Annotated in this window: 24 protein-coding genes and 1 pseudogene; 16 read left to right on the top strand and 9 right to left on the bottom strand. The window is 67.8% G+C overall.

Annotated elements, in window-relative coordinates:
* Window positions 1–11 precede the first annotated feature (11 nt).
* Complete coding sequence (dksA, locus tag D579_RS0104060; protein WP_018146088.1) at window positions 12–464, bottom strand: RNA polymerase-binding protein DksA; 453 nt, start codon at window positions 462–464, stop codon at window positions 12–14.
* A 168-nt stretch (window positions 465–632) separates the two neighbouring features.
* On the opposite strand from dksA, the gene D579_RS0104065 reads away from it, so the two are divergent.
* Window positions 633–1,403 (top strand): HAD family hydrolase, encoded by a 771-nt coding sequence (locus tag D579_RS0104065; protein ID WP_018951190.1) that lies wholly within the window; start codon window positions 633–635, stop codon window positions 1,401–1,403.
* Window positions 1,404–1,416: 13 nt separating this feature from the next.
* Here the strand turns inward: D579_RS0104065 and D579_RS0104070 are convergent, their stop codons facing one another.
* Complete coding sequence (locus tag D579_RS0104070; RefSeq protein WP_018169417.1) at window positions 1,417–2,124, bottom strand: MarC family protein; 708 nt, start codon at window positions 2,122–2,124, stop codon at window positions 1,417–1,419.
* 389 nt (window positions 2,125–2,513) lie between these two features.
* Between D579_RS0104070 and cysM the strand changes: the two genes are divergently transcribed.
* Genes cysM through kdsB form a run of 10 tightly spaced genes read left to right on the top strand, consistent with a single transcriptional unit; the run spans window position 2,514 to window position 11,543 of the window.
* Window positions 2,514–3,425, top strand: coding sequence for a cysteine synthase CysM (cysM, locus tag D579_RS0104075; protein ID WP_018169418.1), 912 nt, complete (start codon window positions 2,514–2,516; stop codon window positions 3,423–3,425).
* Window positions 3,422–4,228: a 3'-5' exonuclease gene (locus tag D579_RS0104080; RefSeq protein ID WP_018951191.1), complete on the top strand. Its 807-nt coding sequence runs from the start codon at window positions 3,422–3,424 to the stop codon at window positions 4,226–4,228. The genes cysM and D579_RS0104080 overlap by 4 nt, the downstream gene beginning before the upstream one ends.
* Complete coding sequence (rlmD, locus tag D579_RS0104085; RefSeq protein WP_018951192.1) at window positions 4,228–5,556, top strand: 23S rRNA (uracil(1939)-C(5))-methyltransferase RlmD; 1,329 nt, start codon at window positions 4,228–4,230, stop codon at window positions 5,554–5,556. The genes D579_RS0104080 and rlmD overlap by 1 nt, the downstream gene beginning before the upstream one ends.
* Window positions 5,557–5,583: 27 nt before the next feature.
* On the top strand, window positions 5,584–6,222 hold the full coding sequence (locus D579_RS0104090) for a MotA/TolQ/ExbB proton channel family protein (protein ID WP_018169421.1): 639 nt from the start codon (window positions 5,584–5,586) through the stop codon (window positions 6,220–6,222).
* On the top strand, window positions 6,219–6,647 hold the full coding sequence (locus D579_RS0104095) for a biopolymer transporter ExbD (protein WP_026289437.1): 429 nt from the start codon (window positions 6,219–6,221) through the stop codon (window positions 6,645–6,647). The genes D579_RS0104090 and D579_RS0104095 overlap by 4 nt, the downstream gene beginning before the upstream one ends.
* The gene (msbA, locus tag D579_RS0104100; protein ID WP_019568513.1) at window positions 6,637–8,418 is read left to right on the top strand and encodes a lipid A export permease/ATP-binding protein MsbA; all 1,782 of its coding nucleotides are present in this window, start codon (window positions 6,637–6,639) and stop codon (window positions 8,416–8,418) included. The genes D579_RS0104095 and msbA overlap by 11 nt, the downstream gene beginning before the upstream one ends.
* Window positions 8,408–9,544, top strand: a complete 1,137-nt coding sequence (locus D579_RS0104105) for a glycosyltransferase N-terminal domain-containing protein (protein ID WP_018951194.1) — start codon at window positions 8,408–8,410, stop codon at window positions 9,542–9,544. The genes msbA and D579_RS0104105 overlap by 11 nt, the downstream gene beginning before the upstream one ends.
* A 2-nt stretch (window positions 9,545–9,546) precedes the next feature.
* Window positions 9,547–10,569, top strand: a complete 1,023-nt coding sequence (gene lpxK, locus D579_RS0104110; RefSeq protein WP_018951195.1) for a tetraacyldisaccharide 4'-kinase — start codon at window positions 9,547–9,549, stop codon at window positions 10,567–10,569.
* A gap of 3 nt (window positions 10,570–10,572) precedes the next feature.
* Entirely contained in the window at window positions 10,573–10,767 is a 195-nt protein-coding gene (locus tag D579_RS0104115; RefSeq protein ID WP_018951196.1) for a Trm112 family protein, read from the top strand.
* 8 nt (window positions 10,768–10,775) lie between these two features.
* Window positions 10,776–11,543 (top strand): 3-deoxy-manno-octulosonate cytidylyltransferase, encoded by a 768-nt coding sequence (kdsB, locus tag D579_RS0104120; RefSeq protein WP_018951197.1) that lies wholly within the window; start codon window positions 10,776–10,778, stop codon window positions 11,541–11,543.
* Window positions 11,544–11,739: 196 nt separating this feature from the next.
* Here the strand turns inward: kdsB and D579_RS0104125 are convergent, their stop codons facing one another.
* The 5 genes from D579_RS0104125 to D579_RS0104145 all read right to left on the bottom strand — a co-directional run bounded on the left by D579_RS0104125 (window position 11,740) and on the right by D579_RS0104145 (window position 18,752).
* On the bottom strand, window positions 11,740–12,600 hold the full coding sequence (locus D579_RS0104125; protein ID WP_018169426.1) for a PA4780 family RIO1-like protein kinase: 861 nt from the start codon (window positions 12,598–12,600) through the stop codon (window positions 11,740–11,742).
* A gap of 175 nt (window positions 12,601–12,775) precedes the next feature.
* The gene (locus D579_RS15215) at window positions 12,776–12,931 is read right to left on the bottom strand and encodes a hypothetical protein (RefSeq protein ID WP_018176369.1); all 156 of its coding nucleotides are present in this window, start codon (window positions 12,929–12,931) and stop codon (window positions 12,776–12,778) included.
* Window positions 12,932–13,065: 134 nt separating this feature from the next.
* The gene (locus D579_RS0104135; RefSeq protein WP_018951198.1) at window positions 13,066–16,518 is read right to left on the bottom strand and encodes a hypothetical protein; all 3,453 of its coding nucleotides are present in this window, start codon (window positions 16,516–16,518) and stop codon (window positions 13,066–13,068) included.
* A gap of 7 nt (window positions 16,519–16,525) precedes the next feature.
* On the bottom strand, window positions 16,526–17,806 hold the full coding sequence (locus D579_RS0104140; protein WP_018951199.1) for a DNA repair exonuclease: 1,281 nt from the start codon (window positions 17,804–17,806) through the stop codon (window positions 16,526–16,528).
* Between the two features lie 199 nt (window positions 17,807–18,005).
* Window positions 18,006–18,752, bottom strand: coding sequence for an HAD family hydrolase (locus tag D579_RS0104145; RefSeq protein WP_018951200.1), 747 nt, complete (start codon window positions 18,750–18,752; stop codon window positions 18,006–18,008).
* Window positions 18,753–18,879: 127 nt separating this feature from the next.
* Here D579_RS0104145 and D579_RS0104150 point away from each other — a divergent pair, with 127 nt between their 5' ends.
* From D579_RS0104150 to D579_RS15440, 3 genes and pseudogenes are all read left to right on the top strand, one after another.
* On the top strand, window positions 18,880–19,464 hold the full coding sequence (locus D579_RS0104150) for a cytochrome b (RefSeq protein ID WP_018951201.1): 585 nt from the start codon (window positions 18,880–18,882) through the stop codon (window positions 19,462–19,464).
* A gap of 13 nt (window positions 19,465–19,477) precedes the next feature.
* A complete protein-coding gene (locus D579_RS0104155; RefSeq protein ID WP_018951202.1) occupies window positions 19,478–21,073 on the top strand; it encodes a hypothetical protein in 1,596 nt (531 codons plus the stop codon).
* A gap of 376 nt (window positions 21,074–21,449) precedes the next feature.
* A pseudogene (locus D579_RS15440) lies at window positions 21,450–21,732 on the top strand (hypothetical protein).
* Between the two features lie 299 nt (window positions 21,733–22,031).
* Here D579_RS15440 and fabA read toward each other — a convergent pair.
* Together fabA and D579_RS0104165 are read right to left on the bottom strand one after the other, a co-directional pair.
* The gene (gene fabA / locus D579_RS0104160; protein WP_018146069.1) at window positions 22,032–22,544 is read right to left on the bottom strand and encodes a 3-hydroxyacyl-[acyl-carrier-protein] dehydratase FabA; all 513 of its coding nucleotides are present in this window, start codon (window positions 22,542–22,544) and stop codon (window positions 22,032–22,034) included.
* A 92-nt stretch (window positions 22,545–22,636) separates the two neighbouring features.
* Window positions 22,637–22,951 carry a hypothetical protein gene (locus D579_RS0104165; protein ID WP_018938677.1) on the bottom strand — a complete coding sequence of 105 codons (315 nt, stop codon included), beginning with the start codon at window positions 22,949–22,951 and terminating at the stop codon, window positions 22,637–22,639.
* 200 nt (window positions 22,952–23,151) lie between these two features.
* On the opposite strand from D579_RS0104165, the gene D579_RS0104170 reads away from it, so the two are divergent.
* Both D579_RS0104170 and D579_RS0104175 read left to right on the top strand, forming a co-directional pair.
* Entirely contained in the window at window positions 23,152–24,486 is a 1,335-nt protein-coding gene (locus tag D579_RS0104170) for a hypothetical protein (RefSeq protein ID WP_018951203.1), read from the top strand.
* A gap of 110 nt (window positions 24,487–24,596) precedes the next feature.
* Window positions 24,597–25,298 (top strand): TIGR04211 family SH3 domain-containing protein, encoded by a 702-nt coding sequence (locus D579_RS0104175; protein WP_018146066.1) that lies wholly within the window; start codon window positions 24,597–24,599, stop codon window positions 25,296–25,298.
* Window positions 25,299–25,375: the final 77 nt, after the last annotated feature.

Below are 25,375 nucleotides of genomic sequence, written 5' to 3' on the forward strand. Positions count from 1 at the left end.
CCCGGCCGGGATCAGGCGCGCTGCTTTTCCTTGATCTCGTCGAGCTGCTTGCAGTCGATGCACATGGTGGCCGTCGGGCGGGCCTCCAGGCGGCGAATGCCGATCTCCACGCCGCAGGTCTCGCAGTAGCCGTAATCGTGGGTGTCGATCTTGCGCAGCGCCTCGTTGATCTTCTTCGACAGCTTGCGTTCGCGGTCGCGGGAGCGCAGTTCCAGGCCGAACTCCTCTTCCTGGGTGGCGCGGTCGGCCGGATCGGCAAAGTTGGACGCGTCCTGGCGCATGTGCCCCACGGTGCGATCGACTTCCTCGGCCAGCTCCTGGCGCCATGCCCGCAGCAGGCTGCGGAAATGCTCGAGCTGATCCGGATTCATGTAATCTTCGTCCGGCTTCGGCTCGTAGGGCGCAATGCCCCCGGCGACCATGTGCTGGGTGGAGGGCTTGTCGGTCTTTTCGTCAGCAGCCATGCGGGCTTTCTCCGGCTGGAAAAATGAGGCGCACTTAGTACCAGAGTCGGGCGGGCCGGGCAAGTCCCGTGCCATGACTGTTGGTGCCTAGTCTCGGTTGGATGCCGGGAATATGCGGGCTCGCGGCCGGTTTTTCAGCGAGATACGGGAAAAGGCGGAAATAACGGGATGACGGAATTGCAGGCGCTGATTTTCGATGTGGACGGCACATTGGCGGACACTGAACGCGACGGTCATCGCGTCGCCTTCAACAAGGCGTTCGCGGACGCGGGCCTGGGCTGGGAGTGGAGCATCGCGCGCTACGGCGAGTTGCTGCGCGTGACCGGCGGCAAGGAACGCATCCGCCAGTACCTGTCCGAGGACCATCCCGAGGTCCTGAACGAGCCGGGGATCGATGCGCGTATTCGCGAGCTGCATGCGGCCAAGACGCGGCACTACGTGGCCCTGCTGGAGACCGGCGCGATCCCGCTGCGGCCGGGGGTGCGCCGGCTGCTGGACGAAGCGGAGGCCGAGGGTCTGCGCCTGGCGATCGCCACCACCACCACCCCCGAGAACGTCACGGCCCTGCTGGAGGCCACGCTCGGAAGCGAGGGCCCATACCGCTTCGAGGTAATCTCCGCCGGCGACATCGTGCCGGCCAAGAAGCCGGCTCCGGATATCTTTACCCATGCACTGGAGGCGATGAACCTGTCGGCGGAGGCCTGTCTGGCTCTGGAGGACTCCGACAACGGCGTGCGTTCCGCCCGCGGGGCGGGGCTGGAGGTCGTGGTCACGACGAACGACTACACCCGCGAGCAGGCGTTTGATGGCGCCTTGGCCGTGCTGGACGGGTTCGGTGAGGCGGATCAGCCCGCGACGGTCCTGGCCGGTCCGGCACTGGAAGGCTCGGTAGTGGATATCGCGACCCTGCGCGCCTGGGTCTCCGGGGCGAAGGGATAGCCGGCGCGCCGGCTCAATCGTTTTCGCGCGGCGGCAGACGCGGGTCCTCGATCTCGGTCCCGTCGAGCATCTGGGTATCCAGCAGGAAGCCGACGGCGGCGTCGCTGACCCCGTTGATCACGAACTGCACGGCCAGGACCGCGAGAATCAGACCGAACACCTTGGTCAGGATGTCCTTGCCGGTATCCCCGAGGAATTTCACCAGATAGCGCGAATGGACCATCGCGTAGTAGCACGCGACCATGCAGGCCAGCACCGCCAGGAACACGAGGACCAGGTGATAGATGGTGGGGGCCTCGCTGGTCAGGATCATGACCGTCGCAATCGCCCCGGGCCCGCTCATGAACGGGATGGCTAGCGGGATGACCGAAATGTCCTCGGTCACCTGCCCCTTGTCGGCCTTCACCTCCTCGGCGGTCTCGCGCTCGCTGGCCGCCTTCTGCCGGATCATGCCGATCGCGATGCCGAACAGGATGATGCCGCCGGCGATGCGGAACGCCGCCAGCGTGATCCCGAATAGCTGGAAGATCACCCCGCCAAGCAGTGCAAAGGCGAACAGCAGGGCCGTGGCGACCTTGACCGAGCGCAGGGCGGTGGAGCGGCGCTTCTCCTCGGAGGCGCGCGGCAGCATTGCGGTGAAGATGAACGCGGTCGTCAGTGGATTCACGATGACAAACACCGCGAGGAAAGTGACGATCAGGTATTCGAGCAATACGAGCATGGCTCTAGCTTAGGCAGAATGGGGTGTCGTTGCGAGGGCCTCCGTGGGGGTGCCACTGAGATCGTTCCGCACACCGTCATTGCCAGGGCCCGTGGCGATCGTTCGCCAAGTCCCCGAGTCCCATGGGTCTTCCGGACGGATGGCCGTGTCGCTGCGCTCCTCGCAATGACCCATACGACTACCCGTCATTGCGAGGCCCCGGAGGGGCCGTGGCAATCTCTGGAATGCCGCACGCCGTCGGAATCCGGTGGTTTCAGAGGGGGACCGCCACGTCGCTTCGTTCCTCGCGATGACGGTCCACTGAAAAACACTGGTCCCTGCGGGGGCTCGCGATGACGGGGTGAGCGTGCATGGGCATGGATCGGGTCCGATCGTTATACTCTGCGCGCATGAAGAAACGCCTGCACCCGGAATCCTTCCCGACCCTCGAGCACTTCGTCGGCAATACGCCGCTGGTGCGCCTGCAGCGCATGGCGGCGGATCTGCCGTCCACCGTGCTGGTGAAGCTCGAGGGCAACAACCCCGCCGGTTCGGTCAAGGACCGGCCCGCGCTGAACATGATCCAGGCAGCCGAGCGCCGCGGCGACATCCAGCCCGGCGATACCCTGATCGAGGCGACCAGCGGCAACACCGGCATCGCGCTGGCGATGGTCGCGGCGATGAAGGGCTATCGCATGATCCTGGTGATGCCGGACAACATGTCCGCCGAGCGCCGCGCCTCGATGAAGGCCTTCGGGGCCGAGCTGGTGCTGGTCTCGCGCGAGGAGAGCATGGAGGGCGCGCGTGACCTGGCGGACCGCATGGAGGCCGAGGGCAAGGGACGGGTGCTGAATCAGTTCGGCAACCCGGACAATCCGGATGCACATTACATCGGCACCGGGCCGGAGATCTGGCGCGATACCGAGGGCACGGTGACCCACTTCGTCTCCGCGATGGGGACTACCGGGACCATCATGGGCGTGTCGCGCTATCTCAAGGAGCGCGATCCGGAGGTGCAGATCGTCGGCGTGCAGCCGGCCGAGGGGGCGTCCATCCCCGGCATCCGGCGCTGGCCGGAGGCCTATCTGCCGACCATCTTCGAGGCCTCGCGGGTGGACCAGACCGTGGACGTGACCCAGGAGGAGGCAGAGGAGACCATGCATCGGCTGGCGAGTGAAGAAGGCATCTTCGCCGGGGTCTCCTCTGGTGGTTCGGTGGCCGCGGCGTTGAAGCTGGCGGCGCAGACCGAGGGTGGCACCTTCGTCGCGATCATCTGTGACCGCGGCGACCGCTATATCTCCACTGGCGTGTTCCCCGCATGAGTGCCCCGGTCCTGATCTTCGATCTCGAAACCGTTCCGGACATCGAGGGCGCGCGCCGCCTGCACGACTTCGAGGGGCTGAGCGATCACGAGGTCGCCGAGGCGATGTTCGCGCTGCGCCGTGCCCAGACCGGCTCCGAGTTCCTCAAGCATCCGCTGCATCGCATCGTGTCGATCGGCGTGCTCTATCAGGGTGGCGATGCGCTGAAGCTCTCCGCCTTCGGCCGCGAGGGCGAGGACGGCCAGACGCCCTCCGAGGCCGAACTGCTGCGGCAGTTCTTTGACGTGATCGACAAGCGCACGCCACAGCTCGTTAGCTGGAACGGCGGCGGCTTCGACCTCCCGGTGCTGCATTACCGCGCGCTGGTCAACGGTGTGCAGGCCCCGCGCTACTGGGAGCAGGGCAACGACGACCGCGAGTTTCGCTACAACAACTACCTGTCGCGCTTCCACTGGCGCCACGTGGACCTGATGGACGTGCTGGCGGGCTTCCAGGGCCGCGCGGTCACCAGCCTCGACATGATGGCCAGCCTGCTCGGCTTCCCCGGCAAGCTGGGCATGGATGGCTCGAAGGTCTGGCCGGCCTGGCGCGACGGGCGTCAGGCCGAGATCCACGACTATGTCGAGCACGACGTGCTGAATACCTATCTGGTCTGGCTGCGCTTCGAATACATGCGCGGCAACCTGACCGACGCCGCCCTGGCCAGCCGGCAACAGCAACTGGCCGAGTACCTGGAGGGCAGTGGTGCGGCGCACCACCGTGAATTCCTCGACGCCTGGCAGCCTGCCGGGCCCGACACCTGATGGCACGCATCGACAAGACCCCGTTCGAGGCCCGGATCGAGGAGGTCACCCTGGACGGCCACGGCGTGATCCGTCGCGAGGGCAAGGCCTGCTTCATCCACGGCGTGCTGAAGGGCGAGCGCGTGATGGCGGTGCAGACCGGGCGCAAGCGCCGTTTTGATACGGCCGAGGTGGTCGAGTTGCTGGAGTCGGCCTCGGGCCGGGTCGAGCCGCCCTGCGAGTTCTTCGGCCTGTGCGGGGGCTGCAAGCTGCAGCACGCCTCGGTCGAGACCCAGCGTGAAATCAAGGAACAGGCCCTGTTCGACGCGCTGGAACGCATCGGCCACGTGACGCCGGAGGCGCGCTTCGAGCCGCTGACCGCCGACACCCTGGGTTATCGCCGCACTGCGCGGCTGGGCGCCAAGCACGTGCCGAAGAAGGGCGGGGTGCTGGTTGGCTTTCGCGAGCGCGGTAGCCCGTATCTCGCCCAGATGACCCACTGCGAGGTGCTGCACCCGGCAGTGGGTGGGCGTATCCAGGCGCTGCGCGAATTGATGGACGGGCTGGAGGCGCGCGACCGCCTGCCGCAGATCGAGGTCGCGGTGGATGACGACGAGCGCGTGGCGTTGATCTTCCGCAACCTCGATCCGTTGTCGGAGGCGGATACCGAGCGCCTGTCCGACTGGGCCGAGGCCGAGGGCATCCAGGTGTATCTGCAGCCGGGCGGAGCGGACACGGTGGAGCCGCTGGCCGGGCCGATCGAGCCGCTGATCTACCGCCATCCGGACTACGGCGTGTCGGTGTCCTTCATGCCGACCGATTTCATCCAGGTGCACGCGCAGATCAACCGCAAGATGGTGCCGCAGGCCCTGGAGGCGCTGGACCTGCAACCGGGACAGCGCGTGCTGGACCTGTTCTGCGGGCTGGGCAACTTTACCTTGCCGCTGGCACGGACCGTGACCGAGGGCGAAGTGGTCGGCGTCGAGGTGGACGACGCGATGCTGGCGCGGGCGCGTGCGAATGCCCGTGACCAGGGCATCGCCAATACCCGCTACGAGCGCGCAGACCTGGACGATGTCGAGGCGTTGAAGAGCGCCGCCTGGTTGCGCGAGGACTTCGACCGTGTGCTGCTGGACCCGCCGCGTACCGGCGCGGCCGCGGTGATCGAGGCCCTGGCGCCGCAGCGGATCGAACGCCTGGTCTATGTGTCCTGCAACCCGGCGACGCTCGCCCGTGACGCCGAGCGCCTGGTGCATCATCATGGCTATCGCCTGGAGCGGGCCGGGATCATGGACATGTTCCCGCACACTGCGCACGTGGAATCCATGGCCGTGTTCCGGCGCGCCTGACGCGCTTCGATACTTTAGGGGAATTGCATGCTGGAGATCGTACAAGCGGGTGGGTGGCTGATGCTGCCGATCCTGCTGTGTTCCGTACTGGCCGTGGCCATCGTGCTGGAGCGGCTGTGGACGCTGCGCCGCTCGCGGGTCGTGCCGCCGCGCCTGCTGACCTCGGTGTGGGAGCAGATGCGTACGCAGGGACTCAAGCTGGACGATATCCAGCGCCTGCGTGCCGGCTCCCCGCTGGGCGCGATCCTGGCCGCGGGTCTCGCGACCCATGACCGCGCCCGCCAGATCACCCAGGAGAGCATTGAAGAGGCTGGCCGCCGCGTGGCCCACGAGCTCGAGCGCTACATGAACACGCTGGGCACGATCTCGATGATTACCCCGCTGCTGGGCCTGCTGGGCACCGTGGTCGGGATGATCGAGGTGTTCACCGTGATCACCGAGATCGGCGTCGGCAGCCCGCGCGACCTGGCCGGTGGCATCTCGCAGGCCCTGATTACCACTGCGACCGGGATCGGCGTGGCCATCCCGGCGCTGGCCTTTCATCGCTACTTCCGTGGCCACATTGACGAACTGGTGCTGGAGATGGAGCAGGAGGCCACCAAGCTGGTCGAGGTGATCCATGGCGAGCGCGAGGCCGGTGCGGTCGAGGGCGGGGCCAAGGCGTGAACTTCCGTACGCCAAGCCGGCAGGAAGAGCCCGGCGTCAATCTGACGCCGTTGATCGATGTGGTGTTCCTGCTGCTGATCTTCTTCATGGTCTCCACCACGTTCGATCAGCACGCGGACATCGAGCTGACCCTGCCCTCGGCCGACCGCGAGGCCGAGGCCGTGGAGCGCGCGTGGATCGACATCATCGTGGACGCGAACGGCAACTACTTCATCAACGGCCAGGAACTGATCAACCGCCGCGCGGAGACCCTGGAGCGCGTGTTGTCCGAGGCCCGCGAGGGCCGCGAGGGCGACCCGGTGCTGATCCGCGCGGACGCCAATGCCACCCACCAGTCGGTGGTGCGCGCGCTGGATGTCGTCGGCCGCCTAGGTATCACCTCGGTCTCCATCGCCACCCTGGGTGATGCCGCCGATGACGACTGACGACCCGCACCCACAGCACCTCGACTCCGGCTGGGCGGTTTATCGCCGCCTGCTTGGCTACGCCTTTGTCTACTGGCCGCTGCTGGCGATTGCGACGGTGGCGATGCTCGGCATGGCGGCAACCGAAGCGGGCTTTGCCGCGCTGATGAAGCCGCTGATGGACGAGTCGTTCGCCGAGGGTGATTCACACCCGCTGATTCCGTGGATTCCGGTGGTGCTGATCGGCTTGTTTCTGATCCGGGGCGTGGCCGAGTTCGGTTCGGTCTACGCGATGCGCTACGTCGGGCGGCAAGTCGTCAAGCGCCTGCGCGAGGAGCTGTTCGAGCGTCTGTTGCACATGCCGGTGCAGCGCTTTCAGGAGCAGAGCAGCGGCGAGCTGATTTCACGCGTGACCTACAACGTGGAGCAGGTGGCGACGGCCGCCACGGACGGGTTCAGTACGCTGGTGCGGGACACCCTCACCATCATCGCGCTGCTGGCATGGATGTTTTGGCTGACCCCGAGCCTGACCCTCACGATCCTGGTTATTGCGCCGGTGATGGCCATTCTGGTGCGGGTGGTGACCAAGCACTTCCGGCGTATTTCGCATCGCCTGCAGTACAACATGGGCGACGTGACGCACGTGACGCAGGAGGTGATCGAGGGCCACCGGGTGGTGCGCATCTTCGGTGGCGAGACCTACGAGCGCGAGCGCTTCGAGGACATCAATGAGCGCAATCGCCGCCTGCACATGCGTATGGAGGGTATCAAGGCCGCTTATACCCCGACCATCCAGTTCCTGGTGGCGGCAGTACTGGCTTTCGTGATCTGGGTGGCGACCTCCGATTTCGGCGATGACACCGTCACTGCGGGCACCTTCGTGTCATTCCTGACCGCGATGCTGTTGTTGCTGAGCCCGATTCGCCGGCTTTCGATGATCAACGCGACCCTGCAGCGCGGGATCGCGGCCGGGCAGAACATCTTCGCCGTGCTGGACGAGACACCGGAACGTGACACGGGGCACGTACCGCTGGATCGTGCCGAGGGGCACCTGGTGTTCGACGACGTCGCTTTTCGCTACGGTCCGGAAGGCCCGGACGTGTTGAAGGCGGTCTCCTTCGAGGTGAAGCCGGGCGAGAACGTCGCGCTGGTCGGCCGCTCGGGCAGTGGCAAGACCACCCTGGTCAACCTGCTGCCACGTTTCTATCACCCGACCGAGGGCCGCATTGTGCTGGATGGTCACGACCTCGAGACGATCCGTCTGCGCGACTTGCGCCGTCAGATCGCCTATGTCGGTCAGAACGTGACCCTCTTTGCGGATACAGTCGCAGCCAATATCGCGTACGGGCGGCCCGAGGCGAGCGAGGCGGAGATCCGCGAGGCTGCCCGGGCGGCGCATGCGCTGGAGTTCATCGATCGCCTGCCGGATGGGATGCAGACCCTGGTCGGCGAGAATGGCACACGGCTGTCCGGCGGCCAGCGCCAGCGTCTGGCCATCGCCCGGGCGCTGCTTCGGGATGCACCGATACTGATCCTGGACGAGGCGACCTCGGCGTTGGACAACGAATCCGAACGTCAGGTGCAAGCCGCTCTGGACGCACTGGTGAGCACCCGTACCACGCTGGTGATTGCCCACCGTCTGTCCACTGTCGAGGGCGCCGACCGTATTCTGGTGATGGATAACGGCCGTGTGGTCGAGACCGGACGGCACGACGAGTTGATTGCCCTCGGCGGGGTTTACACGCTCCTGCACCGCCTCCAGTTCCGCGAGGAGGTGGGGGATGCGGGGTGATGCAGGGGGTTACGGCGCTCGGCGGTTTGCGGTCTGGGGCGCGACCTGGCGCGATTATCGTCGCGGTGAGGGGAACCGTGCGCGGGCCCGTCGGGGCTTCCTGACGCCACCCGACGAGCGGGGGCGGCTGGTCTGGATCAAGGCCGGCGGCACGCCCGAGGAGGTGCGCCTGGGGATCGAACTGCTCGGCGCGGTGCGCGACAAGCGCCAGGATGTACGCATCGTCCTGACCTTCGAGCAGGACTACCCGGAGCTCTTTGAACGACACATGCAGCCGTTTCGCAAGGTGGGGGTGGGCTATGGCCCCTGTGATCGCCCGCGGGTGGTGCGCCGGGTGCTCGAGCGTTTTCAGCCCCATGGCATCCTGCTGGCCGGCGGCCAGGCCCCGACGAATCTCCTGCAGGCGGCCGAGGTCCCGGTGATCGCGGTCAATACGGGTCCGCCCACCCGGGCGGTGCCTCCGGTCGTGCGCCACTGGCCGGTCGATCCGGCCGGGGCGCAGGCTTGGCCGGAGGCCGCGTTCGAAGCCGCACTGGCGCCCGCCGACCCGCAGGCGCGATTTGTCGAGGCCCAGGCCGATGTGGTCCTGCGCGCATTGGTCGGGGGTAACGTGGAGCGCCTGTGGTGGTGGCACGGCACGTCGGAGCAGTGGCCCGCCTGGCGCACGGCCTGGCAGGCCTCTGGCCGGGGGCGCAGCGATATCCTGCTGGCGAGCCTGCGCGGGGATGCGACCGAGGCCGGGCTGCCCGGCGCGGATCTGGCGGTCTCGGCCTGGGATCGTTCGACGTTGGCGCCAGGGACTATCCTGCATCTGGATGACCGACGCTGGTTTGCCGCTGCGGCCAGTGCCGCCCATGCGGTGCATCTCGCGGCCTCGGATCGCCAGGCCTTGTGGCAGGGCCTGGCCGGCGGGGCGGCGGTGAGCCTGGGCGAGGCCCCGGCGACGGCGTTGCCCTGCCCGGTGCTGGGCGACCCCACCGCGGTACTGGAGGCCTGGCAGCGGTTGAGCGCCGACCCGGCCGCGCGGCGTCAGCAGGGGGATGCGGCGCGGCGGCGCTTCTGGGACGAGCGGCGCCAGGTGGATGCCAATTTCGATGCTGTGCTGCAGCAGGTCTGGGACTGGTAGTCATGGGGTCGTTTCAGGCGTGGCTGAGCGCCCGTTTGTGGGATCAGTGGAGCCAGCGCGGGCCGTTCGCCGCCGCGATGTTCCCGTTGTCGTTGGGCTACGCCGGGCTTGCCGAGTGGAACCGTCAGCGCCAGGAGCAGGCGCGGCGCGATATCTCCATCCCGGCGCGCGCGGTGATCGTGGTGGGCAATCTGACCCTGGGCGGCAGCGGGAAGACACCGATGACGGTGTGGCTGGCCAAGCGCCTGCGCGCCGCTGGCTATCACCCCGGCATTGTCAGTCGCGGCTATGGCGGGCGTGGGGATGTGGCCGGGATCGCGGTGACGGCCGATTCCGATCCGGTGGTGGTGGGCGACGAGCCGTTGCTGATCGCCCGGCGCACGGGCGTCCCGGTGCAGGTGGATCGCGACCGGGTGCGCGGGGCGCGAGCGCTGACCGATCAGGGCGTGGATGTGGTGATCGCCGACGACGGCATGCAGCATCACCGCCTGCCACGCGATATCACTATCCTGATGGTCGATGGGCGACGCCGCTTCGGCAATGGGCTTTGTCTGCCGGCGGGGCCCTTGCGGGAGCCGAAGCGGGCCCGAGAACGGGCCGATTTCGTGATCGTGACCGGTGGCGAGCCGGGTCCCGGCGAGATCCCGATGGAACTGGTCCCGTCCAGTCGGTTGCAGCGGGTGGACGGGGCGGAGGAGGCGCGCAAGCCCCACCGCTTTGCGCGGCGCGATGCCCACGCCATCGCCGGGATCGCGGATCCGGAGCGCTTCTTCCGCACCCTGGAAGCGGCGAAGATCGGTATCATTCGGCATCCGTTTCCGGATCACCATCGTTTCCTGCCGCATCAGATCCGCTTCGATGACGAGTTGCCGGTTCTGATGACGGAGAAGGATGCCGTAAAATGCCGGTCGTTTGCGCAGGATAATCACTGGTACTGGCCGATCGCGGCCCGGTTGCCAACCACTTTCGAGCCGGCGCTACTCGCGCGTCTGGAGACGGTCAGTCGGCTCAAACACCTGGGGTAATGCATGGACAAGCGTCTGCTCGATATTCTGGTCTGCCCGGTTACCAAGGGTCCGCTCAAGTACGATCGCGAGAATCAGGAGCTGATCTCCGTCTCCGCCGGTCTCGCCTATCCGATCCGGGACGACATCCCGGTGATGCTGGAGGACGAGGCGCGCAGTCTCTCCGAGGACGAGAAGGAACGCTGGCGCGGGGCCTGAGCATCCGCATGACGGGCTTCGTTGTGGTGATCCCGGCACGCATGGCCTCCAGTCGTCTGCCGGACAAGCCGCTGGCTGCGGTGGCCGGGCGCCCGCTGATTGCGCATGTGATCAGCCGTGCGCAGGAGAGCGCCGCCACCCGCGTGATCGTCGCCGCGGATGACGAACGCATCCTGGCGGTGGCGCGCCAGTGCGGCGTCGAGGCCTTCCTGACCGATCCCGCGCTCCCTTCCGGCACCGACCGCATCGCGGCTGTGGCCGCCGCTGAGGGCTGGGGCGACGAGTCCATCGTGGTCAACCTGCAGGGCGACGAACCGCTCACCCCGGGGACGCTGCTGAATGACCTGGCGGCCCTGCTCGAACAAACCCCGCAAGCGGATATGGCCACCCTGGGCGTGCCGATCCGCTGTGCGGAGGATCTGGCCGACCCCAACCAGGTGAAGCTGGTCACCGACCGCAACGGCCGGGCCCTGTATTTCTCGCGCGCCCCGATCCCCTGGGACCGCGAGGCGCGCCGGGCGGGGCAGCCGCCCTCGGTCGACCATGCCATCCGGCACCTGGGGCTCTACGCGTACCGCGCCGGCTTCCTGCGGCGCATGAGTGCCGAGCCGCCCGCGCCGCTGGAGCAGTTGGAGCAGCTGGAACAGCTACGCGCGCTGGACATGGGTGCCTGGATCCAGGTCGGCCGCCGCGCCGAGGCGCACCCGCCTGGCGTGGATACCCCCGAGGACCTGGACCGCGTGGACGCCTTTCTTTCGGGCACGGCCCGCGTGTAACGCGCGACCGGACTTCTGACTAGCCCCATCCTTCGCGGGCCAGAGGGCCCCCTGAGCGCTTCCGAACCGCCGTTGGTTCGCCTGCAAGCAGGCTCCTACCGGGTCTTGCCCTCGTAGGAGCCTGCTTGCAGGCGAAGGGCCCCCGCCAAAGAGCTTCGATCCTGACCAGGCTCGGTAGAATCGCGCGGACAGCCGCCTACTGGTTGTCGGGGTGGGTCGGGTCGAGGGCGGCCAGCAAGGCCTCGTGCTCCAGTCGCGCATCCTCGATCTCGTCGAGCACGCCATCCACGTCGGGGGTCTCTTCGCTGTGAACAAAGTGTCCCGTCAGGGGTGTTTCCGGCGTCAGGTCACCGTTGGCGAACAGGTCCCACATCTCGTGGGCGTACTGCGTCTCCAGCAGCGTGGGGTCCGCGCGGCCGAAGGTTGTGCGCATGTTGTTCACGTCCCGCTGCAGCATGCGGAATGCGCTGTTGTTGCCGGCGGCGTTGACGGCCTGGGGGAGGTCGATGATGACGGGTCCGTGCGCGTCCACCAGCACGTTGTACTCGGACAGGTCGCCATGGATCAGGCCGGCGCACAGCATGCGCTGGATCTGGCGGATCATGAATGCGAACCACTCGCGTGCTGTCTCGGGGTCCAGCTCGACTTCGTGCAGCTGGGGCGCGGTGTTACCGTCGGCGTCCAGCACCAGTTCCATCAACAGGACGCGGTCGAATACGCCGTAGGGGACGGGCACTCGAACGCCCGCGTCGGCAAGGCGGTAGAGCGCCTCGACTTCCGCGTTCTTCCACTGCGTCTCCTCGACCTCGCGGCCGTGACGCCCACGTCGGGCCATGGCCCGCGCATCGCGGCTGCCGCGGACCTTGCGGCCTTCCTGATACTCGGCCAGTTTGTGGAAGCCGCGATGCTTGGCTTCCTTGTACGCCTTGGCACAGCGTGTCGCACCCCCGCTGCGGACGAGGTAGATGTTCGCCTCCTTGCCGCTTTGCAGCTGCCCGAGGACAGCATCAATGACGCCGTCTTCGATCAGCGGCTGGAGGATCTTGGGGATTTTCATAAGCGCGTACGGGGTTGGCGAAACGAAAGACGCCGACCTGGGGGAACCCCGGAGGCCGGCGTCGTACGTTCCAAAACGGTTGGGTCAGGGCAGAAAGATCTTGGGTTTGCGCTTCTCCGCCTTGGCGGTGCGTTTCTCCATCAGTGTCTTTTCGGCCTTCTTCTTGCTGTCGCGCTTACGATCCATGGTCTTCATGGGGTGGGTCCTCTGGGGCGCCGGACGGATCATCCGGCTGATTGCGTGCCCGTTTCTGCTGGCGTTTTTCTTCCTGCTTGGCGGCTTTTTTCAGCTCGCGCTGGCGCTTTTCGTATTGGTAGTTCGGTTTGGCCATAGGGCAGCAGGGTCTCCATTGGGGTGTCGCCAGCGAGGCGGGGTCACGAAGCGTTGTCTCTCCACAATAGCACCGAAACATTGTCATGGGGGCGAGCGCTCGAAGCAGGGCTAGAGTTTCCTTCCCCGTGCCGTTCAGGCGGGCGGGTGCGAGCCGGCTTGCAGGGCGCGGGCCAGGGCCTGGCCCTCGCGGATGGCCCGCTCCGGTGTGGAGTGGTGCGGTTTGAGGGTCGCGATCACGCGGTGTTCGAGCTCGGTCTCGGTCAGGATTGTGTTCGGGTCGATATAGCCGTTGTCGGTGAGCCATTCGGACAGCCGTTCGCGGGCACTGCTCTGGAAGCGCTTGACCGTACCGTTCTCCAGTTCGCGCAGGAGCTGTTCGCCGTTGCCGTTCAGCTGCTTCGCCAGGTCGGAGACGGCGTCGATGAAGGTCGCACTGACGGCCTCGGAGGCCTCCAGGGCCGCGCGGTCTACCGGGCGGCCGCGACCCTGGCGCCAGGCGCGAGTCCAGGCGCGGGCGGCCTCGCTACGGGCCTGCAGCGTCTGGCATTCCGGGGGTTCCAGCAGGGAGTCGGCGGGGCCTTGTAGCAGGGATTCCAGCGCGCCCAGGCGATCCACCCCCAGCTCCAGCAGGCGCTGCAACAGCTCCAGACGGTCCCGCAGCAGGTGAAACAGATGGATACCGGCCGGATCCTGCCAGGGGTCGATCAGGGGAATGCCCCCAATCCGCTGCGCGTAGTCCTCGGGCGCGTCGCTGCCGGGGGAGGGTATCGCTTCGGGTTCCGGAAGGCTCAGCTGCTCGTGGCTACCCAACGCTTGCTGCCCCCAGCGGCGTGCGGCCAGGTCGATGATCTCGACGCTGGACTCCTGTGCCTGCCAGTAACGCGCGTCTTCGGGCTGGGCGGTCAGGTAGAAGACCTGGCGGCCGGCGTCGTGGGCCAGTGCCTGCAGGCTTTCGGCGACCGCCCGGAAGCGGTCCGGGTCCGCCGTGCCCAGCGCCTCGTCGAGGATGAGCGGGAGCGCGCTGCGCCCGCGTTCGGCCTCCAGCGCAAAGGCGATGCGTACGGCGAGCAGAAGCTGCATCCGCGTCCCGCTGGAGAGTTCGCTGAGCGAGCGGGTGGCCCCGCTGGCGGTCTCGCGGGCGTTGAACCGGGCCGAGGCACGGGGCGAGAACTGAAGTTCGTAGTGATGCCGTGTGAAGCGCCGGAACCACTCGCGGGCCTGGCGCAGGGCGGCGGGCTGCACCGCCTGTTCGTGTTCCATCTCGACCTGGTCCAGCAGGAAGTTTCCGGCCGTGGCGAACAGGGCCTGGTCGAGGCGCTGGGTCAGGGCGTCGCGGGCGAGTTCGCGGCGGGCGCGGGCGGTTTCCAGCTGGCGTTCATGGCCGGCGCGGTCGATGGCCGCTTCGATGCGGGCGATCTCCTCGCTCAGCCGGTCGCGTTCCGCCGCCTGGTCGCGCAGTGTCTGAAGCTGCGATTCCAGGGGTTCCGCGGCATCGGCCTCGACCGCCTCCAGTAGGTCCGGGCGGTCCTCGAGGTGGCGGCGGCGTTCGCGTTCGCGTTCGCGCACATTACCGAGTTGCTCGCTTAGCTCCTGCCAGTCGGGCCACAGGCGCAGCCTTTCGCGCAGGGTCGACTCATCGTCATTCTCCAGGCCGGCCGCTGCGTACAGGGCGGCGATCTGCTCCCGCGTTCGGTTCGCGTCGGCTTGCAGGCGATCGAGTTCGCGCTGGGCGGCCTTCTCCTCCCGCTGCGCGGTGTCCCGCGTCTGCAGCCGGGCGGCGAGACGGTCCAGGTGCTGGGCCAGGGTATCCGCCGAAGGCTCGGAGTCCGGAGGGGCCACGGCATACTGGGCGAGAAAGGCCATGACGGGCGCCCGGGTCGCCTCCAGCTCGGCTGTCAGGCGTTCCTGCTCTGCCCGGGCCGTGTTCACGGCCTGGCGCGCCCGGTCATGGTTCGCGGTCAGGTGGATCCAGCGCTGCAGCGAGGCATCCATACAGCCGGGGTCGAAGCCGACCTGCCGGGCAATGTCCTTCAGGCGCCCCTCTTCCCGGTCGCGGGCGGCGCGCCGCTCTTGCAGTTCCCGTTCGAGTCGAGCGCGGCGCTCCGCCGTTCGCCGCGCGCCCTCCGCGGTTTCCAGTTCACGCTCCAGGTGGGCCAGGCGCTCGCGGACCGCGTCGGCCGTCCAGTCCGTGGGCAGCGCCAGACCGGTATCGCGGAAGCGTGCCTTCGCAGCCTCGCGGGGTATGTTGTCGGTCGCCGGGCGAGCGGCGATGTAGGCGCCCCAGGCGACCGGGAGCGCGAGTACGGCGAAGGCGGGGTGTACCAGCAACGTCGCTGTGCCAATGGCGCCGCCCGCCGCGAGCAGGGCGATCCCGGCGGCGACCCGGCGCAGGCCGGTCCAGGGGGTGGGGCGCGGGGACCCCAGCCAGTGCAGCAGCTCGTCGCGGCCGCGTCGCAGTGTGTCGGGGGTGGGCAGGGTGTCCTCAGTCGGAGGCAGGGAGGCGAGTTCATCTTCTCGTTGCGCGATGCCGGCCTGCAGCCCACGCAGGGTCTCCAGGGACTGTTCCACCGAGTGGAGCGTGGCGGGGTCCAGGGCCGGAATCGCCTCTGGCGTGCCCCCCAGTTCTTCGGTTGCCTGGTGCCGTGTCGCCTGGGCCGCGTGCAGCTCCCTTGTCGTCTGCTCCAGCCCCCTCTCCAGCTCCAGCAGCCTGCGAACCACGGGGCGTTGATCGTCCACGCCATCCGCATCCAGATCGGGGTCTTCCAGCCCGGTTCCCTCGCGGCGTTGACGGGCATCCTCCAGGCGTTCACGGGCCTGTTGTTGTTCGTGTTCCAGGCGGCGCCATTCGTCCTGGAGGGGGGTGAGGCGTTGCAGCTCGTCGCCGCGCAGCCGGTCCAGACCGGGAGGCAAGGATGCCATCCGGGTCTCCAGATCCCGGTGTTCGCGTCGGGCCCTCAGCAGGTCCAGGGTGCGTGCGTACTGATCGGCCTCGTGGGCAGCGCGCTGGGTCTGCTGGCGTTGCGCTTTCAGGTCGGTCAGGCGCTGCTCGTCGTGCTGCAGGCCGCGCTGCTGCTGACGCCGCTCGCGCAGTTCCTGTTCCGCGGCCGTCAGCGCCTGGGACTCGCTACGGGCATGGGTCGTCTTCAGACTCAGTGCGGGATCGTCGCGCAGGGCGGGCAGGTCGTAGCCACCGGCCAGTTCGCGGGCCAGGCGCAGGCCGATCTCCTGCTCGGTGCCGTGGTCGGCGTTCAGCAGATCCTCGATGCGCAGGGTGTAGCAGTCGATGAAGCGATGATCCGGCAGTGGGGGCGCCTCGACGCGTTCGCCGTTGCGGGACCAGGACAAGTCGGTCCCCAGCCGATGAGCCTGTAACGGGCCCTGGGCATCGACGAAGCTCGCCTCGATGTGGACCCCTGTCTGGCGCAGTTCCTGGGTATACAGGACGGCCCGCAAGGCGCGCACGAGGCTCGATTTTCCCGAAGCGTTGGGCCCGACCGCCACGTTCACGCCCGGCCCCAGGGCATCCAGGCGGAACCCCGGATGGATGCCCGGCAGACGGATGATGTCCAGCGATTCCAGCTTCATGCGGCCCTCACGCCTCGCGCTCGCGCTGGAGCAGCAGCCGGTCAAGGGTGTGCAGGGCGGCCGCTTCCAGGTGGCGGGCGATCGACTCGTCATCCGGGATATCGGGGGCGAGGGCGCGATAGCGCGGGTCATGAATCACCTGGGCGAGCGGGTCGCGGGCCTTCTCCAGGAGTTCGCGGCGGGCCGCGTTATCCGGGCCTTGCAGCAACTGCAGCTTGCGGGCCAGCAATGCGGCGGGATCGCTGCCCACGGCGAGTTCCGCCAGGTCCAGGGCGGGCAGGGCCTCCAGGCGCCAGTCGTGGACGAAGTACAAACGGCCCCCGAGTTCCTGCGGGGTGGCGCGCGGGTCGTCGGCGTACAGGCTGCGCTCCAGCGCATGGCGTTGATCGCTGCGTCCGGTCAACCGCAGGCGGCAGCCGACGGCCGCAGGCCTGTGGCTCCAGGTCTCCAGCTCGGCATGGAGGGCTCCCAGTGCCTCGGTCACCCGGCGGTGGATATCGGCCGCTTGCTGCAGGCCATCCACGGCGATCTCGAGGGTATGCCAGTACAGCGGTGCCAATGGAATCTGCTCGATCGCGAGGTCGCCGCCCGGGGTGATCTCGAGACACCAGGGGCCATGGCGGCCGGGTTCGCCCGGATCCATGCCGCTCAGGGAGCCCAGATAGCCCATCGGCCGGGGCGCGGCGAGCGGATCGGGGCGGTGGATGTGGCCCAGTAGCCAGGCCTCCACCGGGGCGGCCTCCAGGTCGCTGCTGCGCACGGGGGCGTGCGGGCTGCGGGACTGGTCACGATCACAGTGCAGGAGCCCGACGGTGGGGCAGTCTGTGGGGGCGGGAAAATCGCCTTCAAGCGGACTGGTGGTTACGCGCGCTTCGGGGAACGACCAGCCCGCAATCCGTAGACGCTGATCATCGTGGCCGCGCAACTCGCGGGTTTCCCACTGCCCGCCGGCCCCCAGCAGCTCGAAGGCCGGCAGGGATTCGGCCAGCCGTGGCAGGACCTGGACGTCATGGTTGCCGGCGACGCCGAGTACCCGGATGCCCGCCTGGGTCAGGCGCTCGACACCCGCCCTCAGGTCGCGGTAAGCCTCGTAGAAGTCGTCCTCCTGTTCGACCACGTCGCCGGCCAGCAGCACTGCGTCGATGCCTTGTTCCACGGCGTAGTCGACGCTGCGGCGCCACGCAGCGGCCGGGCCGAGGTTTGCGATGCCGAGCGCCTCGTCCACCGCGGGCGGGATGCGCGACGGCTGTCGGCCCAGATGGATGTCGCCCACGCACAGGAGCTTCATGGACGCGGGGAGGGGGTCGGGATCATGGGCGCAGTTTGGAAGAATCGCGGACCAAAGCCAATCCCGGAGCATGGGATGGGCCCCTTCATCGGTTCTGCCCGCGTGGGAGCCTGCTTGCAGGCGAAGCCCCTGCCAGAGTCGGACGCGGGCAGGGGCTTCGCCTGCAAGCAGGCTCCCACGGGTGTGGTGGCGCGCAGGGTCAGGTGTCGATGCCGAGTTGCCGGGGTAGCTGGCCGAGGCGGCCGAGGGTCAGGCAGGGGCGGGGATGACCGTGTTCCCAGGGGAGGGATTGCGGGTTGAACCAGGCGGCGCGGAAGCCGGCCTGCAGCGCGCCCAGGACGTCCGCCGTGCTGTCGTCTCCGACGTGCAGGATGGCGTCGGGCTCCATCCCCGCATGCTTGCGGGCCTGATCGAAGATATGCGGATCGGGCTTGGCCGCACCCGCTTCGCCGGCGGCGACGGCGAAGCCGAAGTACTGTCCGAGGGGCGTGCGAAAGACATCCGCGTTACCGTTGCTGATCGCGCCCAGGCGGAAGTGGCGTGCCAGGCTTGCCAGCACATTCTGGGCCTCGGGATAGGGCGTGACCTCGTTGCGCGCCTCCCAGAACACCTGGAAGCCTTCACCCGACAGACGCTCCGGGCAGCAGCCACAGGTTTCGGCCAGTTCGCGCAGCCAGCGCTTGCGCAGGCGGGTCAGGTCGTGGCGCTCGTGGTCGGGGGCCGCGCGCATGAAGGCCGTGCGCGCCTGGATCAGGGCGTCGGGACCGAAGCGCTCGCACACCTCGGGCGCCTGCTCGCGAAGCCAGGCATAGAAGCGCGCCTCGGCGTGATGGATGACCGGCATCACCGGCCACAGCGTGTCGTCGAGGTCGAAGGTCAGACAGCGGATACGGCCGGGTTCGAACGCTCGAGGTCGAACAGGCTCGCGACGGGGTGCGTGGTTCATCCGTACAAGGGTAGCGTGGAACTGCGACGGCGCGACCATTCGGATAACACCTTTGGGGGTACTCACGGCGTTCGGCCGTCGGAGTGGACTGCTACGCTGGGAAGGAAGCGACGAGGAGGTCTTCGACATGCAAACAACCAACGATTCCGGTGTCTGGCCGCGCTACAGTCGGGGCCAGCGGGTGGTGCACTGGCTGGTGGCGGTATTGGTGCTGGGCGCGCTGAGTCTCGGCGGGACGATTGGCTGGTTCGGTTTCGAAGGGTTGCAGGCGCGCTTCGGCGAGGATGCGACCAACACCATTTACACCTGGCACAAGAGCTTCGGGGTGCTGATTCTGGCACTGATGCTGGTGCGCATCGGGCTGCGGCTGCGTCATGGCAAGCCGCCCTACGCGGTGGCACTCGCCCGTTGGCAGCGGATTGGCTCGGAGGTGGTGCACGGGCTGCTCTATGTCCTGCTGATCGTGATGCCGGTGATCGGGTGGTGGGCGACCGCAGCCGGGGGCTATCCGGTCCAGCTGGGGCCGTTGATCCTGCCGGGCTTGTTCCCGGAAAACGAAGCCCTTTCGGAGACCCTGTTCGGCTGGCACCAGGCGCTGGGGGTGGCCATCCTGATCCTGGCGCTCGGCCATATTGCGGTGGCGCTGTTCCACTGGCGCGTGCGTCGGGATGGCGTGATGCAGCGAATGACCTTCGGTTCGGCTCGGCGCTGATTCCGGGGCGCCGATGCTGCGATTGCTGCTGACCCTTGTTGCGCTGAATGTGGTGCTGCTGGGTCTGGAAATCCCGCGCTACGCGGGACTCGCACCGTACTGGTTGGCCTGGGAGGCCGTGCTGCTGGTGGGCCTATTCGCGCTTCTGCCGGCGGGCCGGCTGGCGCGGGGGTTGGCGTGGCTGGCGGGCGGGCTCCTGCTGGCGCTGGTGGTGCTGGCGTTGTTCGATGCCCTGACCCGGGCCAGCCTGACCCGGCCGCTCAACCTGATCCAGGACTGGATACTGCTGGATGCGGTGTACCAGTTGGTGACCGGGAATCTCGGTACGCTGGCCACGGTGTTGCTGGCCATCGTCCTGATCGCCGGGCTGGCCGTGGTGATCTGGGGAGCGGCTCGGGGGCTGTATGCGCTGGGCAGCCGTGCCGCAGTCGCGCGGCGGGTGCCGCTGCCCCTTGCCGTTGGGCTGCTGGCGCTTGGCCTGGTGGGTACGGCCGCCGGCATGCGCGACGTGGCGCCCACCGGAACGGTCGCGCCGGCGGCTGGGATGGTGCAACAGCAGATCGCGGCGGGGCAGGCCGCCATCGCGGAGAACCGGGCCTTTCGTGCGCGGCTGCAGCAAAGCCGTGAGCAGGCCGGGGCACAACCGCTGCCGGGACTTGCCGGGGTCGACGTGATTCTGGGCCTGGTGGAGTCCTATGGCGTATCCGCCGTTTTCGACGAGCGCTATGCGCCCGTGATCGTGCCGGGACTCGAGTCGATCGGCGACGATCTCGACGCCGCGGGCCTGCACGTGGTGACCGGCGTGCTGGAGGCGCCGATCGCCGGCGGGCAATCCTGGCTGGCGCAGGCCTCGCTGCTGTCGGGCCTGCAGGTGCGCTACGCCGGGCACTACGACGCGTTGCAGGCCGAGCCCCGCGATACCCTGGTGCAGGATTTCCAGACGACCGGCCACCGCACGGCCATGCTCGCGCCGGCGATCCAGCTTGACTGGCCGGAGGGCCGGTGGTTCGGCTGGGACCGGATGGTGGGCAAGCACGACTTCGACTACGCCGGGCCGCCATTCTTCTGGGTAACGATGCCGGACCAGTACACCTGGTCGTTCTTCGACCGCGAGGTGCGCGCGACGTCGGAAGACCCGGTGTTCGCGATGCTAGGGCTGGTCAGTTCCCATGCACCCTGGACACCGATCCTCCCGGTGCTCGAGGACTGGGATGCGATCGGGGATGGCGCGATCTTTGACCAGTGGGCCGACCAGGGGCCCGCGCCGGAGACGCTGTGGCGGGACTTTGGTCGCGTGCGCGAGTACTACGCGGAGTCGGTGCGCTACTCACTGGAGGTGACCGGGGCCTACGCCGCCCGGTTTGCCGACGAGGAAACACTGTTCTTCATGCTGGGCGATCATCCGGCGGCCGCGCTGATCACCGGTCAGGACGCCAGCTGGGCGGTACCGGTCCACGTGATCTCGGGCGATCCGGAATTACTGGAGCCGTTCCGGGCGCGCGGCTTCGTGCCGGGGATGCTGCCGCCTTCGGAGCGGGCGGAACATGGCTTTGACGCCCTGCGTGGCTGGCTGCGCGATGCATTTGGCGGGGCGCCCGGAAAGGACTGATCGAGTGGTGACTGTCGCGGTTTCTCGAGCCGAATGGCCGGGCCTGGTTAATCGTCTGGTGTTTACGGTGGCTTCTGTCCGGCCGCCTGCCAGGCGCTGACTCGCCAGCGCACCGCGAGGTACTTCTTTGCTCGTGCAAAGAAGTACCCAAGAAACACGCCCGACTGCCGCGACCCCGGCCCGCTGCGCGGGCCGGGGTTTCCCTCGCTCCGAGGCTTTTCGCGGGCGGCGCTGAACTCGCTGCGCCTGCGCTTCGCTCAGACATCCAGCGCCCCGTGTCTATTTAGAATCGTCCCGCGAAAAGCCTCTCCACTCGGCGCGACGACAACGGGGAGGCAGGTCCAAACAACGGCTATCCCGGCGCTATGGCCAATGGATGATGGCTAGGTGTTCATACATCTTCGGCACGCTCGGCCTTTGGCCATGGCGTGCCGCACCCGCGAAGCGGGTGCCGGGGGGCGTAGGATGTGATGAGCGCAGCGAATCGCATCAGGGTTTCGCGCGGCGTGGGAAACGGTGCGTTTCGCTACGCTCAACCGCACCCTACGGGGTGCGGGCTGGTTGCTGGTGTCTGGATACCGCCTGTTTTGACCTTCTTCTCCCGTATGGAGCCCCTCGCGGAGGGCGTGATGGGCCGGGAGAAGGCGCTGGATGTCTGAGCGAAGCGCAGCGTAGCGAGTTCAGCGCCGCCGGCCCAGCGCGTCCGGAGCGAGGTTCCCGGGCGGAATCCGGGTGCCCTTCTTTGGGTACTTTCTTGGGCAAGCAAGAAAGTACCTCGCGGTGCGCTCGCGAGAGAGCGCGTGGCAGGCGGCCGGACGAAGGCACGTAAACACCTAGCGCCGAACCATGGCCAGCCAGCAACCGGCAGGCGTCGGACCCGAGCCACCGTAAACACCAGCGACGAACCGGGGCCAGCCCGGGCCTGATGGCAGTAAGCAGGGGCCGGGTGCCGGTGGGGCTAGAAGTTTTCGGTGGAGGTGAACAGGCCGACGCGGAGGTCGTGGGCCTCGTAGATCGGGCGGCCGTCGACCTTGACGATGCCGTCGCCGATGCCGAGGACCAGCTTGCGCGAGATCACCCGTTTCATGTCGATGTGGTAGGTGACCTTCTTCGCGGTGGGCAGGACCTGACCGGTGAACTTGACCTCGCCCACGCCCAGGGCGCGGCCGCGGCCCGGGTTGCCGAGCCAGGCCAGGTAGAAGCCAACCAGCTGCCACATCGCGTCGAGGCCGAGGCAGCCGGGCATCACCGGGTCACCCGGGAAGTGGCAGGCGAAGAACCAGAGGTCGGGGTTGATATCCAGTTCGGCGATCATCTCGCCCTTGCCGTACTGGCCGCCGTCGCTGTTGATCTCCAGGACGCGGTCCATCATCAGCATGTTGGGGACCGGCAACTGGGCGTTGCCGGGGCCGAACATGTCGCCGTAGCCGCAGGCCAGGAGTTCGTCGCGATCGTACTGATTCTTCTGCATGGGAGCGCCGCTCGGGGAAAAGGCCGGTATTGGACCGAAACCCGCGCGCAAAAGCAATTGCGGCGGGCGTGGTGGCGCTGACGGGCCGGTCGTCAGGCGTCGGATGGATACCGTAGCAGGTCCGCGAGGGTGAAGAAGCGATCGCCGCGCAGGTAGCCGGCCTGGATATCGGCGGTCAGGGCCGTCGGGCGCCCCTTGCTGTCGCGTTCGGCGACCCAGGGCGCGGGCACGGTATCCAGGATGTGCGTGCAGGCCAGGCGCCCGTCATCCAGATGGCTGGCATGGACCGCGCCGGTGCGGCGGTCGCGGAAGGCCGGGAGCCAGCCGGCGGTGAACCCGGCATCCAGCCAGGCGGGGTTCTCGGTGCGGGCCGGGGCGGGTGCCGGCAGGAGGTCGAGGCTGAGCATCGCGAAGTCTCCGGGGATTTAATCCGGATATCGGCGCGGGCACCGCAAACTTGAGTACGGATCCTTCCGTGCGCCGGCAGGCGTGGAGGCGTTGCGACATAATCGGAGCGCGAAGGCGGAGGTCCGAGTTGCGCTGGAGGGTGCGGGCACCGACCATGCCGTAAAACAATAAGCAAGGGGTCGTCGTGGCGGTCACTGTAATGCTGTGGGTAGTGGGGGTTGTTGTCGCGATTATCGTGCTCGATCTGGCGCGACGGCCGCTGCGGCGATTGCTGGTGGGCCTGACGGGTGGGATTACGCGCCTGGTCTGTGCCCTGCGGCGCCAGGTGTTGCATCTGCGCGATGCGGCTCAGCGCTGGCACCAGGCGCATCTGGCGAGGCTGGAGGCGGAGCGCGTCCATGTCGCGGTGCATGCCCTGGAGCGACGCTACGCTCGGCTGGTGGGCCATGATCTGGCCGAGATCCCCGATCTGCGCCAGCAGGTCCACGAGACGCTGCGCCAGCTGGAGGACGCCTACGCCCGCGACGAGGGGCGCTTGTCCGCCGAGCCGGGCTGGGTCAGCCGGCTGGAGGCGCTGGTGAGCACGCCCGTCGGCGAGAGCCCGCAGGGGCAGCGTCTGGCGCAGGACATGCAGGAGACGGTGCTGCGCATCGCTCGCCTGGGTATGGAGGAGCACCGCCAGATGTCCCGTGGCCTGTTGTCGGCGCGCCGCCGCATGGAGGCCCCGTTGCACGAGCTGACCGGGCGCCTGGAGCAAGTTCACCGGCGACTGGCGGACCTGCAGCGCCAGGGGGAACGTCTCGACAACGGTTTGACTCGTTGCGAGAGCCGTGACCATCCGGCGCACCGACAGTGGCCGGCGTATGCCCAGGCGGGTAGCCAGTGGTTGCTGGGCGCAGCCGGACTGGCGCTGACGGCTGTGGCAGTGATCGTGTACCAGCGCCTGTTCGACCCGGCCCTGGGCTCGCAATTTCCGGCGTCCATGGAGGCCGGCGGCGTGGCCTTTCCGGATCTGGTGGTCGTGATCCTGTTGGGGGCGGCCGCGGTCTGTGGCTGGCTGCTGGCCGAGGCGCGCGGTGTCTCGCGGCTCTTGCCACAATCCCTGATGGACGGCAGCGAGGGCGTGCGCCGCGCCCTGGTGGTGGTGGCTGCGGTGGCATTGGCCGCACTGACGCTGGTCTCCGGGTTTGGCGGTTTCCACCTGGAGTGGGTGGCTTATCGCCAGGAAATGGTGGATACCCTGCTGGCAGGGGGCGAGGCACCCCCGGTGACGCTGGATCTGTTCGAACAGTCGGTGGGGGCGATCCTGGGGCTGGTAATCCCGCTGATCGTGGCGCTGGCACCGATCTGGCTGGTGGGCGTCCTGCAGGCGACCCGAGTGATGCTGGGTGGGCTTCTGAGCTTGCTGCTCGCCGTGCTGGCCGGGGTCCTGTATCTGCTGGCGGTGACGGCGGCGCAGATGCGCCGGCTGGCGCCGATGGCGTTTGACCTGCTCACGTTTCCGTCGCGGGTGGTGCGCGAGCAGTTCTTGTAAGGCTCGCGGTAACCGTTATGTGAACTCGATCAACCCCTGGCGCGGCCTGGCACGCGCTGCGCGGATACCGCTGTAGAATGCAGCGCCGTTGATCCCTGACGAATCAAGAGATGGCAGAAGACATGACGACGAATGGGTGGCCGATGCGGGTGATGGTGCTGGTTCTGGGCGGATTGCTGATGGTGGCCTGGAGCGGCGCCGCCGCTCAGCAGACCCGGTATATCAGCGAGGAGCTGGAGGTTGGCGTGCGTGGCGGTCCGTCGAACCAGAACCGGATCGTCAGCGCAGTACGTGCCGGACAGCCAGTGGCCGTGATGGAGCAGTCCGGTGACGGCTGGAGCCGGGTGCGCCTGCCCAGCGGCAACGAGGCCTGGATCCTGACCCGCTACCTGCAGGACGAGCCGCATTCGCGCGAGCGCCTGGCCGAAGTCGAGGCCGAGCTGGCCGAGATCCGCTCCGGGGCAGATGACCAGGAGGGCCGGATCGCGGAACTGCTGGATCGGCGCAATGCGTTGACCGCGGAACGTGACGAACTGCAGGCACAGCTCGCTGAGATGGAAACCGAGCTGGAAGAGTTGCGTGATATCGCCTCGCGGCCGCAGGAAATCCAGCGCGAGAATCGCCGCCTGGAAGAGAACCTGATCGATGCCCGCGACTCCGCCGACGAGTATCGCCGTCAGGTCGAGGTGATGCAGGCGGACAGTCAGCGCAAGTGGTTCATGACTGGGGCATTGGTCACGGTTGGTTCGGTGATTCTCGGGATCGTGCTTACGCGGATTCCCGCCCGTCGCCGTCGCAGCGAATGGAGCTGATACCGGGGTCTTGATCGGCGCTTTCCTGAGACCGGTTCTTCTCGTCTGAATCGGTCGCTGTCAGCGTGTCTTTCGGG

This window comes from Thioalkalivibrio sp. AKL12 (genome assembly GCF_000377925.1).
Classification (GTDB): domain Bacteria; phylum Pseudomonadota; class Gammaproteobacteria; order Ectothiorhodospirales; family Ectothiorhodospiraceae; genus Thioalkalivibrio; species Thioalkalivibrio versutus.